Below are 17484 nucleotides of genomic sequence, written 5' to 3' on the forward strand. Positions count from 1 at the left end.
CCGTTGAGGTGAATGTTGGCGCTGCCTTCAAAGTTTTTGAAGCGTTCAACCATGTAGGTCAGGCCGGAGGTGACCGGAGTCAGGTAGTGAGAGTCGATCTGGGCCAGGTTACCCGAGCAAACGATCTTCGTACCTTCACCACAGCGGGTAATGATGGTTTTGATCTGTGAAGCGGTCAGGTTCTGACATTCATCGAGCAGCACAAATGCATTTTGAATTGAGCGGCCGCGCATGAAGTTGATCGACTTGAACTGAATGTTGGCTTTGTCGCAGATGTATTTGAGAGAGCCTTCAGTGCAGTGATCGTGTTTGTGCAGCGCTTCCAGTGTGTCGGTGACCGCCGCCAGCCAGGGCATCATTTTCTCTTCTTCTGTCCCGGGCAGGAAGCCGATGGACTCACCGATATCTGGCGTATTACGGGTGACGATGATCTTATCGAACATGCCTTTCTCAATGGTCTGCTCAAGCGCCGCCGCCATCGCCAACAGGGTTTTACCACTGCCGGCTGCTCCGGTGAGGATCACCAGATCGATGTCGGGATCGAGCAGGGCATCCAGCGCCATGCCCTGATAGATGTTTTTCGGCGTGATATCCCACGCTTTGCGGTGCATCATACGTTCGCGGCTGAGATCGCGCAGCGTAATTTGCTCCGGATTGATCGACTCGACTCGTCCGGCGAAGTCACTTTCCTGGTCGATGACGTATTGATTAATGAAGGTCGGTTCAAACGGCCCACGGGCCAGAGTGTGATAGGTGTAGCCGTTGATGGTACGGCTGTCGACCTGATCGATGTTGCTCCAGAAGTCACCTTCTACCTGCTGAAAGCCTTTGGTCAGGTACTGAACGTCATCGATCAGTTGATCGGTCCGGTAGTCTTCGACAAAGCGCACGCCGGCACCTTTGGCACGCAGACGCATATTGATGTCTTTGGTGATCAACACGACTTCGCGCGGCGCCCGTTTATTTTGCAGGTACAACACCGCGTTGAGAATCCGGTTGTCACCCTCTTTGTCGGTGAAGGCTTTGACGGTTTCCTGCAGTTCAAAATCGGCCAGAATGGAGATGTGGCCTGTCTCATTGCCTTCCTTATTGATGGGAATGCCTTCTGAAATCTGATCGGGAGTGGCGTCACGGAACAGGTCTTCAAGTGCGCGAATCGCCACACGAGCATCGCGCGCCACATCGCGTTTGCTGTCTTTGATTCGGTCGAGTTCTTCGAGGACGGTCATGGGAATGACCACGTCGTGTTCTTGGAAGGAATAGATGGCAAAAGGTTCGTGAAGAAGGATATTGGTGTCGAGTACAAACAGTTTCCGATCCGTATCGCCCATAAGCGTCTCCTTGCCGCAGCGCGGCGTGCTTAGCCGAAGATGCTTGCAACAGAGGTGACGGATTTCTGCTTGCCGGGATGCGAGGGAGAAATCCACTACGTGCTGCAAACCCGTGTTGATACATCGTCTCGTATACCGAAGATACAGGCTTAAGCTTATGAGTCCGTAAGTGCTGTCCTGCATATTCAGTTCGAGTATAGCAACACTCCTGACTAGGAATGACACGAATTTCTTACAGTTTGATTTCAGCCACAAAAGCGCGGTAAAAAAAACGTCGTAAACGGGGTGTTTGCACGTGACCTGTATCACAGCTTCAAGTAATATTAGCGGCCTTTTTTCCACCTCCTTACTGAGCCGGATTATCCTGTTCAGTCGCCTTTCAACAGGTGGGATTCACACTAAAATAGTTTCAGACCAACAGATGAGGTAGTCGATTCATGACATTTGCTTTGGGGCAGCGCTGGATTAGCGATACGGAAAGCGATTTGGGATTAGGTACCGTCGTAGCAATGGATGCTCGAACCGTAACGCTGATGTTCTCAGCATCGGAGGAAAACCGGGTTTATGCCCGCAAAGATGCGCCAGTGACCCGGGTGACATTTAATCCCGGTGACCTTATCGAATGTCAGGAAGGCTGGTCTCTGAGCGTTGAGGACGTGCAGGAAAGCAATGGTCTGTTCAGCTATATCGGCACCCGGCAAGACACCGGCGAAAGCGGTGTGGTGCTGCGTGAAATCATGCTCAGCAACCAGATTCGTTTCAATAAGCCACAGGACAAACTGTACGCCGGCCAGATTGATCGTATGGACAATTTTGTCCTGCGTTATCGTGCCCTGAGCAATCAATACCAACAACACAAGAGCCCGATGCGTGGTTTGTGTGGCATGCGCGCCGGCCTCATCCCTCATCAATTGTACATTGCTCACGAAGTTGGCCGCCGTCATGCGCCGCGTGTGCTGCTGGCGGACGAAGTGGGGCTGGGGAAAACCATCGAAGCTGGGATGATCATTCACCAGCAGGTCCTGTCTGGGCGTGCGGAGCGCATTCTGATTGTGGTACCCGAAACCCTGCAGCATCAGTGGCTGGTGGAGATGATGCGTCGTTTCAACCTCCATTTCTCCATTTTTGATGAAGAGCGTTGTGTCGAAGCGTTCGAAGAAGCCGACAACCCGTTTGATACGCAGCAGTACGTGTTGTGTTCATTGGATTTCCTGCGCAAGAGCCGCCAGCGTTTTGAACAGGCGCTGGAAGGAGAGTGGGATTTGTTGGTGGTGGACGAAGCGCATCACCTGGAGTGGAGTCAGGATAATCCGAGCCGTGAATATCAGGTGATTGAAGCGCTGGCAGAGAAAACACCGGGAGTGCTGCTGTTGACCGCGACGCCTGAGCAACTGGGACGTGAGAGCCACTTTGCCCGTTTGCGTCTGCTCGATCCGGATCGCTTTTACGATTACGCCGCGTTTGTCGAAGAAGAAGCACAATATGCCCCTGTGGCCGACTCGGTGGCGGCGCTGTTTGCCGGTGAGCAACTGGCGGATGCAGCCAAAAACCAGATCAGTGAGTTGTTGTCCGAGCAGGATGTCGAACCACTGTTTCGAATCATTGAAAGCAACAGCGACCAAGACGCCAAAGCGAGTGCCCGTCAGGAATTGATCGACAACCTGATGGACCGCCACGGCACCGGACGCGTGCTGTTTCGCAACACCCGTGCCGCCATCAAAGGCTTCCCGCAGCGCAATGTACAGTTGCTGCCGATGGACATTCCGTCACAGTACACTACGTCGATGCGCGTTGCCGGTATGTTGGGTGGCAAGATGAGCGATCAGGCCCGGGCTTTAAAGAACCTCTATCCGGAAGAAATCTTCCAGGAATTTGAAGGCGATGACGCCAGTTGGTGGCAGTTCGACTCTCGGGTCAACTGGCTGCTGGAGAAGATCAAAGAAAAACGCAGCGAGAAGATCCTGGTGATTGCATCGCGAGCCAACACGGCACTGCAACTGGAGCAGGCGTTGCGAGAGCGTGAAGGGATCCGCGCAACGGTCTTCCATGAGGGGATGTCGATTCTCGAGCGTGATAAAGCGGCGGCGTACTTTGCACAGGAAGAGGGCGGCGCTCAGGTACTGATTTGCAGTGAAATCGGCTCGGAAGGGCGCAACTTTCAGTTTGCTAATCAGTTGGTGATGTTCGATCTGCCGTTCAACCCGGATCTGCTGGAGCAGCGTATCGGTCGTCTGGATCGGATTGGACAACAACGCGATATCGACATTTATGTGCCGTACCTGAAAGACACGGCACAGGCGATCCTCGCTCGTTGGTTTGATGAAGGTCTGAACGCGTTTGCTGAAACCTGCCCGACCGGGCGCGCGGTGTACGATCAGTACGCCGATGCGCTGATTGAGATGCTGGCCAGCGGAAATGTGGACGCGCTGGATGAGGTGATAGAGGCGTCTGCCAAGCTGAACAAGTCATTGAAATCGCAGCTCGAACAGGGGCGTGACCGTTTACTGGAAATGCACTCTAATGGTGGCGACAAAGCGCAGCAAATCGTGGAAAAAATTGCTTCAACCGACGGCGATACCAATTTGGTGACGTTTGCTCTTAGCCTGTTTGACACCATTGGTCTTAATCAGGATGACAAAGGCGAGAACGCCTTGGTGGTCACCCCGTCGGAGCATATGATGGTACCGAGCTATCCGGGGTTGCCGTATGAAGGCGCCACCATCACGTTTGACCGGGATACAGCGCTGTCACGCGAAGATATGCACTTCATCAGTTGGGAGCACCCGATGATTCAGGGAGGGATTGATCTGCTGATGAGTGAAGGGGTCGGCACCTGTGCGGTGTCGCTGCTGAAAAACAAAGCCCTGCCGGTGGGCACCATTTTGCTCGAGCTGGTTTATCTGGTGGATGCGCAGGCACCAAAAAGCAGTGGCATCAACCGCTTCCTGCCGCAGACGCCAATCCGACTGATGCTTGATAAACAGGGCAACGATCTGTCCGCTCAGGTGGAGTTCGAAAGCTTTAACCGTCAGCTGAGTCCGGTGAACCGTCATTTGGCCAGCAAGTTGGTGAACTCAGTACAGGCGCAGGTGCATCAGTTGATTGAACAGGCTGATCAGCGCATTGTCGAGCAGGTCGCGGCGGTACGTGATCAGGCTCAGCAGGAGATGCAGGCCAGTCTCAACAGTGAGCTGGGGCGCCTACAGGCACTCAAAGCCGTCAATCCAAATATCCGTGATGAAGAGCTGGAAGCCATCGAGCGTCAGATTCAGGCATTGTCGGATTACATCAATCGTGCTCAGTATCAGCTGGACTCTCTGCGTCTGATTGTGGTGTCTCATAACTGAGCCATGCTGTGACACTCTCAGGGCAGACACAGACTGGTCTGTTGCCAACAAAAAAACCTGCTGCGGCAGGTTTTTTGTTGGCGAAGCCTCAATCAGGGCCTGATAGGGTGACTTTTATCACGCATTCAATGAGTTGGGAGTCGCAGACCCGGACATTTCTTACCCATATTTCATGGAAAACATGAAAATACTTCATATCCTACTTATTGCTTATGTTGTTGACGTGAATAATAAGGATATGAAATGGGTAGACGATTCAAGAATGGATGCCTCAGAGCCGCTGTGGTACTGATGTTATCGACATTGGGACTGGTCGGGTGTAACAGTGACTCCGACGATGATGTGTCCAGCCAGGTGCAGGCATTGTCGTTCAATGTGACCAATACGACCGATGACACGCCACTATCGAATCTGGAAGTGAGATTTGTGTTTGATGTCAGCAATCAGTCACAGGACTTTCGGGTGAGTGTGACTGACGTTTCGGGGCGTGAGGTGGCCGGTTATGTTGACGGGGAGGCTTATCAAAGCAATGTGCTGCTGGTTCCGGACTCAGGCATCGTGCCAATTTCTATCAGTGTTTTCAACGCGTCCTCCAGTGGTGACAGCCGAGCCAGTTTGACATTGGTGACGCACGGCAAAGGCTTTTTCTCTAACTCCCAATATTTCGATCTGACCCAAACGTCGATGGAGACGAGCTACTGGGTCGAGGTGATGCCGAAATCTTCCTCTGACGATGTGGCGACTGCGTACGCAGCGCAAATCGTCGCCATGTCCGGTTCCTCAACCGCGAGCACGCTGACGTTGTCCACGCCTATCCAGTCAACTACCACCAGCGGGGGGCGGATTCTCGATGGAGCCAGCGCCAGTTTAACCATCCCTGCCGGTACGACCCTGCTGGCAGAAGACGGTTCGGTGTTTGTGCCCGTCGGTGACATCACCGCGTCGTTGATGATGTTCTCCGCCGATCCCCAGGGGATTGCCGACGCAGACAACAATCCGTTGTACCTGTTCCCGGGGGGGCTGTCGCCACAAGAAGTCACCGGTGATTTACCGGCAGACATTCGCTCTGCTACCGGGTTGACCTTTATTTCTGCAGGCTTTGTGGCCATCGAACTGGAAGACGAAGCGGGCAATCAGGTCAAAGGCTTTGATGGCAGCGGGATTCGCCTGACCTTTGACGTGCCTAAGTCCACCACTAACCCAAATACCGGCGCACCGCTTTCTCTCAATGATCAAACCATCCCGATCTGGAGTTATACCGACACCACGGGTAAATGGCACTATGAAGGGGAGGCGAGTATCGTGAAGGAAAACAGCGATACCTTTACCCTATCCAAGCAGATCACTCATCTGTCTTATTATAATCTCGACTGGTATGGTCAGGATCGTTGTAAGCTGGACATCGATGTGGTCGACCAAAATGGTGAGCCGAATAATCAGAAACTGAGACTGTCGTTTGCTAAAGCTGGCGGTGGCTGGGCCTACAAGCCGTCGGGCTGGGGTGACAATCCGGAAAAACTGGAAATTAACCGGGTACCGGCGTTTGCGGGGCATTTTGATTTGCTGGACAGTCAGGGCAACAGCTTACTAGCCTCGATAGAAGTTGATGGTCAGGTGACATCGGTTGCCAGTGGTGACACCGGCCTGGATCTGGACGATTTTTGTTTTGGTTTGTCGGGGGATAACACCAAGTCGCTGAAAGCCACCCTGAATATCACTAATCCACCGACGATTGATATCCAGCCAAGTCTGAAGCTGGTGTGTCCGACCAACACCAGTGTTGCTCAGGCGGTGACCTCTGGCCGTTATTACCTCTATTCCGGTTATTCCTATGAGTCGTCCGGCGAGATCTCTGGGGATACGCTGTCACTGACGAATTTGCTGCAAGATGGGCTCTATCGTCTGTACTACTATGGCGGACAAACCTGGGGACAGGTCGAGTTCACGGCCAGCGCGAATCTGGATGAAATCCAGCTCATGTCGCTGGAGCTGTGCGATAAGATCGACCAAACCGTAAACGTGCGCTTGGTTTGTCTTGATGATCAGCAAGATGTCACCCGCGAGAAAGCCGCGCCTTCGGCGTACTATTGGATGTATAACCAAGACTACGGCCAATACTTGTGGGGACAAGTGGATGAGGACGGCACCGCTCAGGAGAGCCGCGCCGTCGATACGGTTCAGTACGAAGGGTCGGCGTACGTGCGACTGGACAACCAGTATTACTGGGGCGAGCGGCAAACGGTGACCGCCAGTGATTCACAGCCGGTTGTGTTCGATATCGCACTGCCTTCGGATCACACCTTCTGTAGCGAGGTCCTGGCGATAGATTACAGCCAAACCACCATCAGTGCATCGGCATCAACGGCGCCGGCCGATGGTACGTCAACCATCACACTGACAGTGCAGGAAAAAGATCAGTATGGTAATGATAGAAGTGATAACAGCGGTACCTTAACGCTGGTGGCGAGCCCGGATTCTGGAGTCTCCATTACGGAGATCACCTCGCAGGGAGATGGGACGTATACCGCCAAAATCACTTCGTCGAATGCACAGTCGGTCACTGTCTCAGGCAGTATTGATGGTAATGCACTGGGAGGCAGCGTAACGGTGGAATTCCTGTCTGTGGTGGATATTGTCACCAACTCAACGCTGGCCGTCGCGAATGAAGCGATGGATATCGCCGCGACCACAACTCTGACTGTGACACTCAAAGACGGCGATAATCAGGATTATACGCAAAGCGGCGGAACGCTGGAGTTGGCGTCATCGCCGTCTGGACTGGTGTTTACGGATATCACCGATAATGCTGACGGTACTTACAGTGCCACCGTGTCAGCGACGGACGCCGGCAGTTATACGATTTCCGCGACGGTAGGCGGCGAGGTGCTGAGCAACACAGCGCCGCTGACGATAACGGCAGTCGATACGTCGTTGAGTGCGGTGTCTCCGGATACGGTCGCCCAGGATGAAGGCAGTACCACCAACGTGACCTTAACGCTACGCCAAGCAGACAACTCCGTGGTCGGACACGGTGGTCATACGGTGACTGCGACTGGGCTGGCGATTGATTTCGGGCTGGTCAGTGTGGCGACCACCGATCATGATGATGGTACCTACACGTTGGCGGTCACCTGCGACAACGGATTTAATGGTTCACAGGACATTAACGTCAATGTGAACGCAGTCGTCGTGGATACCTTATCGGTCAGTTGTAACAGTATTTAGCGGTAAAGACTGTACGACAAAGGGCAAGCGTGAGCTTGCCCTTTGTGTTTTCTGGATACCGATGGCGCTTTTCAGGCCGGCGTTACATCAACCACTTCCACCACACAAACAGCGCCAGAAAGCCAAACAGATAAACCAGACCGGCGAGCGACAACCATCTGAGTTTACGACTCAAGGCCAGATTGGCCGGCAGCGCGGTGCGAGTCACCAGAATGTAGTTCAATAACGCGAAGAAAGGGGTGGTCATAAATGCCATCACCATGGCGAAGTCAAGCATGGGTAACAGCGCTGACATCCAGAACATCAGAATGGCCAGAGCGGCACCAGACACCAGCAGCATCCAGGCCTGAGTTATTTTAGGATTGGCCTCTTCTTGATTACGCAGCAGGCGCTGAGACTCGGAAATCACTCGTGAATAGCCATCGATCACGGTAATCGTACTGCCGAAAATCGCAAAAAAGGCGATCACCGCGATCAGGTAACGTGACCACTCACCAATGGTGGAGGCGTACAGGCTGACCAGTTGGTGAGAGAAGCCGACACCAGATTGAGACAGTTCTACTCCCGTACCATGCAGCACCAGGGCGCCCAAAGCGAGAAACACAATGGCCAGCAGTGCCGTGCCGATGTAGCCGACATTGAAATCGAACAGCGCTGACTGAGCGGTAACCTGTTGATGACGACGCTGACTCTTAAGCCACATCGACGTCAGGCTGGAAATTTCAATCGGAGCTGGCATCCAGCCCATGGTCACCACAATAAAACCGATGGCGGCCAGAGACCAGGGAGAAGGCGCTTCGAATGTGGTCGGCGTGGCGACCGGATTTCCGGCCGCGACCGCGACGGCCAGCAGTGTTGCCAAAGTCAGGATCAGCATGATGGCCTTAGACAGGGTGTCCAGCGCTTTGTAGTGACCGGCAAACAGGATCACCAGGCAAGTGACCAGAACAATGATGGCCAGTGTGGTCATCGGCAGCTCGAGCGGCATGAAATAGCCGAGCAGGCTGGCGCTGAAGAGCGTCAGGGCCGCGGTGTTAATGATCGCGGAAATCACCGCCAGTGCGACAAACAACCACAGATACGGGCGCCCCAGCTTAGCATAACCTTCGACCAGGCTCTCCCCCGTGCCCATGGTGTACTGGATACCGGCCCGGAAAAAGGGGTATTTAAACAGGTTGACCAGCAGGATCAGTGCGGCCAATTGCCAGCCGTAGATGGCACCGGCTTTGGTGGAGGCGACCAGGTGGGAGCCACCGACACAGGCGGCAGCCATCATTATTCCGGGGCCCAGAGAGCGTATCAGTTGAGGCAGAGAAGCGCGCTTCTCCAACGTTTGCACGGCGGCAGTGTCCATTCTCATTCTTCCTTTATGTTGTATTTGTTTTTTCAGGCGTTTTTATTTTTGTCAATATTCTCTATGAGTATCATAAATTTTTACTCCGTCCAAAGAGATTTACATGGTTGTGACCATTTTATCGTGACAGATGGGCATTCAGCCGCTCTGGCTCTCCTGTTATACTCGTCGGTCATCGATTGAGTAGAGACAAACTATGGCCATGCTGGAATATCACCCGCCAACCCAACCCTGGGTCGATGTGGTTTATGAAGATGACCACATCATTGCCGTCAACAAACCCTCGGGCCTGTTGTCGGTTCCCGGGCGACTGGAAGAGCATTACGACAGCATGTGGAGCCGTCTTCTGGAGAGCTATCTTGATGTCAAAGTAGTACATCGATTGGATATGTCGACGTCTGGATTAATGGTGTTTGGCAAAAATCGCCATGTGGAAGCGGCGCTGAAGAAACAGTTCCAATATCGACTGACACATAAAGTGTACTATGCACGCGTGTGGGGAGAGGTTGAGCAACAGGAGGGGGAAGTGGATCTGCCCTTGTGTTGTGATTGGCCAAATCGGCCAAAACAGATGGTGAGCCATGAACACGGTAAGCCTTCCCGCACTTTGTATCAGGTTGCCAAACGTGAAGAGAAAACAACGGTGGTGCGGCTGTTTCCGATCACCGGGCGCTCGCATCAGTTACGGGTCCACATGCAAGCGATAGGACACCCGATCGTCGGGGATGAGTTCTATGCTGAGCAAGAGGCGTATCAGTTTTCTGAGCGTTTAGAATTGCATGCGGCAGAGCTGAGTTTCTACCACCCGCGTAGTCACTGGTTGCGCAATATCTTTGTGCCGTGTGATTTCTATCCTGAAGCGCAGGAGATGCTCTTTGATTATTTCGATCCTGTGCGAAAATTGCCAGACTATAAAATGCTGCCGCGTCCATAACGAGACCGCTTAGGCAGCACAAGGAGATTGTATGTCGCTGCCTACTATTGTGTTTCTCGACCGGGCCACTATCCCGGCTCATATCCGTCTGCCGCATCTGCCGTTTGATCATCAATGGGTAGAATATGACTTAACCGCGCCTGATCACGTGTTTGAGCGGGTGCAAAGTGCCGATATCGTCATCACCAACAAAGTTGTGCTGGATGAGCCATTACTGCGCCGTCTTCCGGAGCTGAAATTGATCGCAGTGGCGGCAACCGGATATAACAATGTCGACCTCCAGACTTGTCGTTCGCTCGGTATCGCTGTTGCCAATGTCAGAGGGTATGCCACTCAGTCGGTTCCTGAGCATGTAGTCGCGATGATGTTTGCACTGCGGCGCAACTTGGTGGGCTACCATCAGGATATCCAACAGGGAGAATGGCAGCGCAACAAGCAGTTCTGCTTCTTTACGCATCCGATCGGAGACATTGCCGGGGCCACGCTGGGTGTGATAGGCAGTGGCGAGTTGGGGCAGGCAACCGCGGTACTGGCCCAAGCGTTGGGGATGCACGTTATTTTTGCTGAACGTAAAGGTGCGCAGCAGTGCCGGGAAGGCTACTTGCCGTTTGAACAGGTACTGATGCTGGCCGATGTTCTGACTCTGCACTGTCCGTTGAACGCCGAAACGCACCATTTGATCGGTGCCAAAGAGTTGGCCCGGATGAAGCCTGATTCGGTATTGATCAATACTGGTCGCGGTGGCCTAGTGGATGAAGCCGCACTGGTGGCTGCGTTACAGAGAGGGGGGATTGGCGCGGCGGGCGTAGACGTCTTCAGTACTGAGCCAGCGGATGAGCACAATCCGTTGTTGGCGAACATGAACATGCCCAACCTGCTACTGACTCCGCATGTGGCTTGGGGCAGTGACTCATCGATTGAAAAACTGGCCCACATTCTGATCGAGAACATCCAGGCATTTGTAGAAGGGCGCGAACAAAACCGCTTGGTATAGTCCGCTTATCGAATGAATCCAGACAGAAAAAAGGCAGCGAAATCGCTGCCTTTTGGGTGCCTGTCTCCGCGTTACAGCGCGGCGATGGTGGTCTTTTGCTCGGCCAGTTTCACCAGCGTTTCTTTGTAACCGTCCAGCTTCTCGCGCTCTTTCGCAACGACCGCTTCCGGCGCTTTAGCGACAAAGCCTTCGTTGTTCAGCTTGCCTTCCAGACGCTTGATTTCACCTTCGGTTTTCTTGATTTCGCCATCCAGACGAGCCAGTTCTGCGTCTTTGTCGATCAAGCCCGCCATTGGGATCATCAGTTCAGACTTCGCTACCAGTGCAGTGGCACACGCTGGCATCTCTTCACCGGCGGCGAGCACGCGCACAGACTCAAGCTTCGCCAGAGAAACCAATACTTGTTTGTTGGCTTCCAGGCGCACTGCGTCTTTCTCGCTGGCGGCTTTGAGCATCACTTCCAGTGGTTTGCCTGGGTTGATGTCGTATTCTGCACGCAGGTTACGAATACTGGTAATGAAAGACTTCACCCATTCGATGTCATCGAGTGCTTCTTGGTGGAAGTTCACTTCATTGTACTGAGGCAGGGCTTGAAGCATGATGGTGTTACCTTCAACGCCGTCTACCAATGGTTTCACGCTCTGCCAAATGGTTTCGGTGATGTATGGGATCACCGGATGCGCCAGGCGCAGCGTTTTCTCAAGTACTGTGATGAGAGTGCGACGTGTGCCGCGTTGCTGCGCTTCCGAACCTTTCCAAAGCACAGGCTTGGTCAGTTCCAGATACCAGTCACAGAATTGGTTCCAGATAAACTCGTAGAGGGTGTTCGATGCCATATCGAGACGGAAGTTGTCCAGATGATGGTTAAAGTCTTTGGCTGCCAGTTCAAACTGAGACTCGATCCACTTATCAGCCAGTGAATATTCGATCTCGCCACCGTTAAAGCCACAATCCTGCTCTTCGGTGTTCATCAACACGTAGCGGCTAGCGTTCCAAAGCTTGTTACAGAAGTTACGGTAACCTTCCAGGCGCTTCATATCCCAGTTGATGTCGCGACCGGTTGATGCCATCGCGGCCAGAGTGAAACGCAGCGCGTCAGTACCGTAGGCTTCGATACCATTTTCAAACGTCTTACGCGTGTTCTTTTCGATCTTCGCCGCAAGTTGAGGCTGCATCATGTTACCGGTGCGCTTCTCAACCAGAGATTCCAGATCGATGCCATCAATCATATCGATTGGGTCAAGGACATTACCTTTTGACTTCGACATTTTGTCGCCGTTTTCGTCACGGATCAGACCGGTCACGTAAACCGTCTTAAATGGTACTTGCGGCTTGCCGTTTTCATCTTTACAGAAGTGCATCGTCATCATAATCATACGAGCAACCCAGAAGAAGATGATGTCGAAACCAGTGACGAGTACGTCTGAAGGGTGGAAGGTTTTCAGATCGTCAGTGTTCTCTGGCCAACCTTGCGTGCCGAACGTCCATAACGCTGAAGAGAACCAGGTATCCAGTACGTCGTCGTCTTGGCGTAGAACAACAACAGGCGCCAGGCCGTTCTTCTGACGAACTTCCTCTTCTGTGCGACCTACGTAAACGTTGCCGTCGTTGTCGTACCATGCCGGGATGCGGTGACCCCACCAAAGCTGACGAGAGATACACCAGTCTTGAATGTCGCGCATCCAAGAGAAGTACATGTTTTCGTATTGCTTAGGTACGAACTGGATTTCGCCGTCTTCCACCGCTTTGGTTGCTGTCTCTGCAAGTGGAGCAGTACGTACATACCATTGGTCAGTCAGCATCGGTTCGATAACCACGCCACCACGGTCACCGTAAGGAACGGTTAGGTCGTGGTCTTTGATTTCGTCCAGCAGGCCAAGTGCTTCAAATTCTGCCACGATCGCTTTACGCGCCGCAAAACGCTCCATACCTTGGTATTTGGCTGGAATCTCGGTGGAGTAAGCATCGCTTGCTTCGCCGTTGGTGTTAAACACTTCAGCCGTGTCACGAATGTTCGCGTCAAACGTCAGGATGTTGATCATTGGTAGCTGGTGGCGCTTACCGACTTCGTAGTCGTTGAAATCGTGCGCTGGCGTGATTTTCACACAGCCAGTACCTTTTTCCATATCTGCATGCTCGTCACCCACGATAGGGATACGACGGTCAACGACAGGAAGCAGGATTTCTTTACCGATCAGATCTTTGTAACGAGGATCTTCTGGGTTAACCGCCACACCGGTGTCGCCCAGCATGGTTTCAGGGCGGGTCGTCGCTACAACGATGTAGTCTTTGTCGTCGGCGGTTTTCACACCGTCGGCTAGCGGGTAGCGGAAATGCCACATGTGGCCTTTTTTGTCTTTGTTTTCAACTTCCAGGTCCGAGATCGCTGTGTGCAGTTTTGGATCCCAGTTCACCAGACGCTTACCGCGATAGATCAGATCGTCTTCGTACAGACGCACGAACACTTCCTGAACCGCGTTAGACAAGCCATCGTCCATGGTGAAACGTTCACGGTCCCAGTCGACCGAGGCACCCAGACGACGCAGCTGTTTGGTAATGGTGCCGCCAGACTGGCCTTTCCATTCCCAGATCTTGTCGATGAACGCATCACGGCCGTAATCGTGCTTGGTTTTGCCTTCTTCTGCTGCGATCTTACGCTCAACCACCATCTGAGTTGCGATGCCCGCGTGGTCGGTACCCACTTGCCAAAGGGTGTTTTTACCCTTCATACGCTCAGCACGGATCAGTGTATCCATGATGGAATCCTGGAACGCGTGGCCCATGTGCAGGCTACCAGTGACGTTCGGTGGCGGGATCATGATGCTGTATGATTCTTTAGTCGTGTCACCGTGTGGCTTAAAGTAGCCTTTCTCTTCCCAAGTCTGATACAGAGCTTGTTCGATTGAAGTTGGGTTGTATGTCTTTTCCATAGCGCTCTTAAATGGATACGTTGATGGTTTAAATCAGTGGTCAATCTCTATAAGTGAACTCTCTGAAGAGAGAGCTTAACTATAAGGATTGACCGTTACGGGTGTTGTATTTCGACCGTCTGCAACTGGTAGCCAGCCTGACGGTAAAGTTTATACCTTTCTCTTGCGAGCTGCTTCGCTTTTTCCTCGCAGGGGACGAAGTCTACCACTTCGACAAACTTGTTCGCAAAGGTTGTCTCATTATCGGCCAGATTAATCACCAACTGGCGGTTCCAGCTCGGGCGAACACCTTGAAATCCGATTTCGATCGCGGTGGCGTATTTCGGGCCTTCCCCCACCAGATTGTGCGCGACGAACTGATCCGGCTCAACTTGCCAGAACGCTTCGGCCAGCTGTTCAGCATGAACTTTATTGTGACAGTTGAGGTAGACCTTAACCCCTTGCTTGGCAAAGTGGTGGGCCAGAAAAACCACATACGGTATAAAGCCAACGGGCTCAGCTTGCGGGCTGCCGTCTTTAACGATGTAAAAGGTTGCCGTTTGCATTGCGTTTTCGTCGTGGTGAAAGTGGTATTAAAAAAGGGCCTGACGGCCCTTTTGGATGTTTGCAGAAATTATTCTTCTGTCTCTTGGCCGCTGCGGTTCAGGAGGAACTGGACAAGCATCGAGACTGGTCGGCCAGTTGAGCCTTTCGCTGCGCCAGATTTCCACGCCGTACCGGCGATATCCAGGTGCGCCCAATTGTACTTTTTCGTGAACTTCGACAGGAAGCAACCGGCCGTAATGGTGCCGCCCGGACGACCGCCGATGTTCTGCATATCCGCAAACGGGCTCTTCAGCTGTTCATGGTATTCGTCCGCCATTGGCAGGCGCCATGCACGGTCACTGGCCTGTTCAGACGCATTCACTAACTCGTGCGCCAGCGGGTTGTGGTTCGACAGAACCCCGCTGATGTGATGACCCAGCGCGATCACACAGGCGCCAGTCAGCGTTGCAACGTCGACCACACAATCGGGTTCGAAACGCTCAACGTAGGTCAGTGCATCACACAGGACCAAACGACCTTCTGCGTCCGTATTGAGAACTTCGACAGTCTGACCGGACATGGTGGTCAGAATGTCACCCGGACGGTATGCGTTGCTGCCTGGCATGTTCTCACACCCAGCCAGGACACCCACTACGTTCAAAGGCAGATTCAGTTTGGCCAATGCTTTCATCGCACCAAATACCGAAGCTGCACCACACATGTCGTACTTCATCTCATCCATGCCTTCGCCGGGTTTGAGTGAAATACCGCCTGAGTCAAATGTCAGACCTTTACCCACCAACACGATAGGTTTGGTGTTCGCATCTGGGTGGCCTTTGTATTCGATGATCGACATCATGGACTCGTTTTTCGAGCCACGACCAACCGCCAGGTAAGACGTCATACCCAGCTTTTCCATCTCTTGCTCACCAATGATTTTGGTGGTGATGGTCTCGTAGTCGTCAGCCAGACGTCGAGCCTGAGAGGCCAGATACGCCGGGTTGGCAACGTTGGGTGGCATGTTACCGAGATCTTTACACGCTTTCACGCCAGATGAGATAGCCAGACCGTGCGTGATCGCTTTTTCACCCAGGCTCAGTTCGCGACGAGTCGGGACATTAAATACCAGTTTACGCAGCGGACGACGGGTTTCCGGTTTGACGGTTTTGAATTGATCAAAGGTGTACAGGCCATCTTTGGTTGCTTCCACCGCCTGGCGGACCTTCCAATAGGTATCACGGCCTTTCACATGCAGTTCAGTCAGGAAGCAGACCGCTTCCATCGAGCCGGTTTCATTCAGCGTACTGATGGTTTTCTGAATGATTTCTTTGTACTGACGCTCACCAAGTTCACGCTCCTTGCCACATCCGACAAGCAGAACACGTTCAGACAGAACGCCTGGTACTTGGTGAAGCAGCAACATCTGCCCCGGTTTTCCTTCCAGATCACCACGACGAAGTAGTGAACTTATGTAGCCATCGCTAATCTTATCTAATTGTTCGGCTACTGGAGAAAGGCGACGTGGCTCAAAGACACCAACGACGATACAGGCACTGCGTTGTTTCTCTGGACTGCCACTTTTTACACTGAACTCCATGCGTACTCCTACATCCTGAAGACAAATAGACCTAAATGTTAGATAATGGACGCTTAACTTGTTGAATCCTTAATCAGGACTAAGTTTAAAAGGTCCTCAACACTTAGTGAAATTTTTAAAAAATAAAAGGTTCAACGGGAAATTATAGTGATTCGACTAAAAAAACAAGTTTTGTATAGGTAATTTCAGCGTGATTATTGTTAGATATTTGATCCGCGAGACACTCAAGAGCCAATTAGCGATATTCTTTGTGCTGTTTCTCGTGTTTCTAAGCCAAAAGTTTATCCGGGTTTTGGCGGAAGCGTCGGATGGTGAAATTCCTGCACGAATGATTATGTCCATCGTCGGGTTGAACATGCCGTCGATGGGGCTGCTCATGCTGCCACTGAGTCTGTTTATTGGCATCCTGCTGACGTTCGGTCGCTTGTACGCGGAAAGTGAAATTACCGTGATGAACGCCACGGGGATCGGCAATAAGTTCCTGATCCGGGCGGCGCTGTATCTGGCGATCATAACCGGTGCGGCCGCGGCATTTAACGCGTTCTGGCTGTCACCGTGGAGTCAGGACAAAGAAGCGCAGCTGATGGAAGAGTTTTCCTCCGAAAACAGTGTGGATCTGTTGCAAAAAGGCACGTTCCAGCGTACGCCGGATGGATCGTCGGTGATGTTCATCGATGACATTAAAGGCAAGCAACTGGAAAACGTGTTTGTGGCTCAGCTGCGTCCGCGTGATTCGGTGTTGCCGAGCGTGGCCTTTTCTGACGCCGGTGTGGTGAAAGAGCTCAGCGACGGGCGTCAGGTGATTCGCATGTTTAACGGTACCCGCTACGAAGGAATGCCAACCAGCGTGCAGTACATGATCACCGATTTTGAGCAGTATGAAGGCTTGATTGGTCAACGTGACGTGAAGAAAAAGCGCCGCGACTGGGAAGCGATCCCAACTCATCAGCTGATCAAAAATCCGGACCCGGAAGCCCAGGCGGAGCTGCAATGGCGGATCTCGTTGGTGGTGTGTATTCCATTGCTGACCATGTTGGTGGTGCCGCTCTCTGCGGTTAACCCGCGCCAGGGGCGTTTCGCCAAAATGGGCCCGGCGATCTTGATCTACCTGACTTACTTCCTTGCTATCAGTGCAACCAAATCGGCACTGGAAGACGGAGCCATTCCGGGCTGGCTGGGTATGTGGCCAATCAACCTGTTGTTGTTGATTACCGCGGTCATGGCGAACTCCATGGACAGTGTGGCAA

10 protein-coding genes are annotated in these 17484 nt (G+C 52.7%); 5 read left to right on the forward strand and 5 right to left on the reverse strand.

The features are described from left to right. On the reverse strand, positions 1-1331 hold a 1331-nt coding region (locus tag CAG65_RS17330; RefSeq protein WP_161454422.1), incomplete at its 3' end, for a PhoH family protein. 437 nt (positions 1332-1768) lie between these two features. Here CAG65_RS17330 and rapA point away from each other — a divergent pair. Both rapA and CAG65_RS17340 read left to right on the forward strand, forming a co-directional pair. Then, a complete protein-coding gene (gene rapA, locus CAG65_RS17335; protein ID WP_161454423.1) occupies positions 1769-4678 on the forward strand; it encodes an RNA polymerase-associated protein RapA in 2910 nt (969 codons plus the stop codon). A 243-nt stretch (positions 4679-4921) separates the two neighbouring features. After that, positions 4922-7903, forward strand: coding sequence for an Ig-like domain-containing protein (locus tag CAG65_RS17340; RefSeq protein WP_161454424.1), 2982 nt, complete (start codon positions 4922-4924; stop codon positions 7901-7903). An 82-nt stretch (positions 7904-7985) separates the two neighbouring features. On the opposite strand, the gene CAG65_RS17345 is transcribed toward CAG65_RS17340, so the two are convergent. Beyond that, a complete protein-coding gene (locus tag CAG65_RS17345; RefSeq protein ID WP_161454425.1) occupies positions 7986-9257 on the reverse strand; it encodes an NRAMP family divalent metal transporter in 1272 nt (423 codons plus the stop codon). A gap of 196 nt (positions 9258-9453) precedes the next feature. Between CAG65_RS17345 and CAG65_RS17350 the strand changes: the two genes are divergently transcribed. Further along, positions 9454-10191: a pseudouridine synthase gene (locus tag CAG65_RS17350; RefSeq protein WP_161454426.1), complete on the forward strand. Its 738-nt coding sequence runs from the start codon at positions 9454-9456 to the stop codon at positions 10189-10191. A gap of 31 nt (positions 10192-10222) precedes the next feature. Then, a complete protein-coding gene (locus CAG65_RS17355; protein ID WP_161454427.1) occupies positions 10223-11185 on the forward strand; it encodes a D-2-hydroxyacid dehydrogenase in 963 nt (320 codons plus the stop codon). A 71-nt stretch (positions 11186-11256) separates the two neighbouring features. Here the strand turns inward: CAG65_RS17355 and CAG65_RS17360 are convergent, their stop codons facing one another. From CAG65_RS17360 to pepA, 3 genes are all read right to left on the reverse strand, one after another. Then, positions 11257-14115, reverse strand: coding sequence for a valine--tRNA ligase (locus CAG65_RS17360; protein ID WP_161454428.1), 2859 nt, complete (start codon positions 14113-14115; stop codon positions 11257-11259). 95 nt (positions 14116-14210) lie between these two features. Then, the gene (locus CAG65_RS17365; RefSeq protein ID WP_161454429.1) at positions 14211-14660 is read right to left on the reverse strand and encodes a DNA polymerase III subunit chi; all 450 of its coding nucleotides are present in this window, start codon (positions 14658-14660) and stop codon (positions 14211-14213) included. Positions 14661-14728: 68 nt separating this feature from the next. After that, a complete protein-coding gene (pepA, locus tag CAG65_RS17370) occupies positions 14729-16237 on the reverse strand; it encodes a leucyl aminopeptidase (protein ID WP_021706827.1) in 1509 nt (502 codons plus the stop codon). 190 nt (positions 16238-16427) lie between these two features. On the opposite strand from pepA, the gene lptF reads away from it, so the two are divergent. Next, on the forward strand, positions 16428-17484 hold a 1057-nt coding region (gene lptF / locus CAG65_RS17375; RefSeq protein ID WP_161454430.1), incomplete at its 3' end, for an LPS export ABC transporter permease LptF.

Source organism: Vibrio sp. V39_P1S14PM300, assembly GCF_009904765.1.
GTDB classification, from domain to species: domain Bacteria; phylum Pseudomonadota; class Gammaproteobacteria; order Enterobacterales; family Vibrionaceae; genus Vibrio; species Vibrio proteolyticus.

Bases quoted from the DNA above. Each gene is read 5' to 3' on its own strand.
- rapA (WP_161454423.1), top strand. From the start codon at position 1,769: ATGACATTTGCTTTGGGGCAGCGCTGGATTAGCGATACGGAAAGCGAT.
- CAG65_RS17340 (WP_161454424.1), top strand. From the start codon at position 4,922: ATGGGTAGACGATTCAAGAATGGATGCCTCAGAGCCGCTGTGGTACTG.
- CAG65_RS17345 (WP_161454425.1), bottom strand. From the start codon at position 9,257: ATGGACACTGCCGCCGTGCAAACGTTGGAGAAGCGCGCTTCTCTGCCT.
- CAG65_RS17350 (WP_161454426.1), top strand. From the start codon at position 9,454: ATGGCCATGCTGGAATATCACCCGCCAACCCAACCCTGGGTCGATGTG.
- CAG65_RS17355 (WP_161454427.1), top strand. From the start codon at position 10,223: ATGTCGCTGCCTACTATTGTGTTTCTCGACCGGGCCACTATCCCGGCT.
- CAG65_RS17360 (WP_161454428.1), bottom strand. From the start codon at position 14,115: ATGGAAAAGACATACAACCCAACTTCAATCGAACAAGCTCTGTATCAG.
- CAG65_RS17365 (WP_161454429.1), bottom strand. From the start codon at position 14,660: ATGCAAACGGCAACCTTTTACATCGTTAAAGACGGCAGCCCGCAAGCT.
- pepA (WP_021706827.1), bottom strand. From the start codon at position 16,237: ATGGAGTTCAGTGTAAAAAGTGGCAGTCCAGAGAAACAACGCAGTGCC.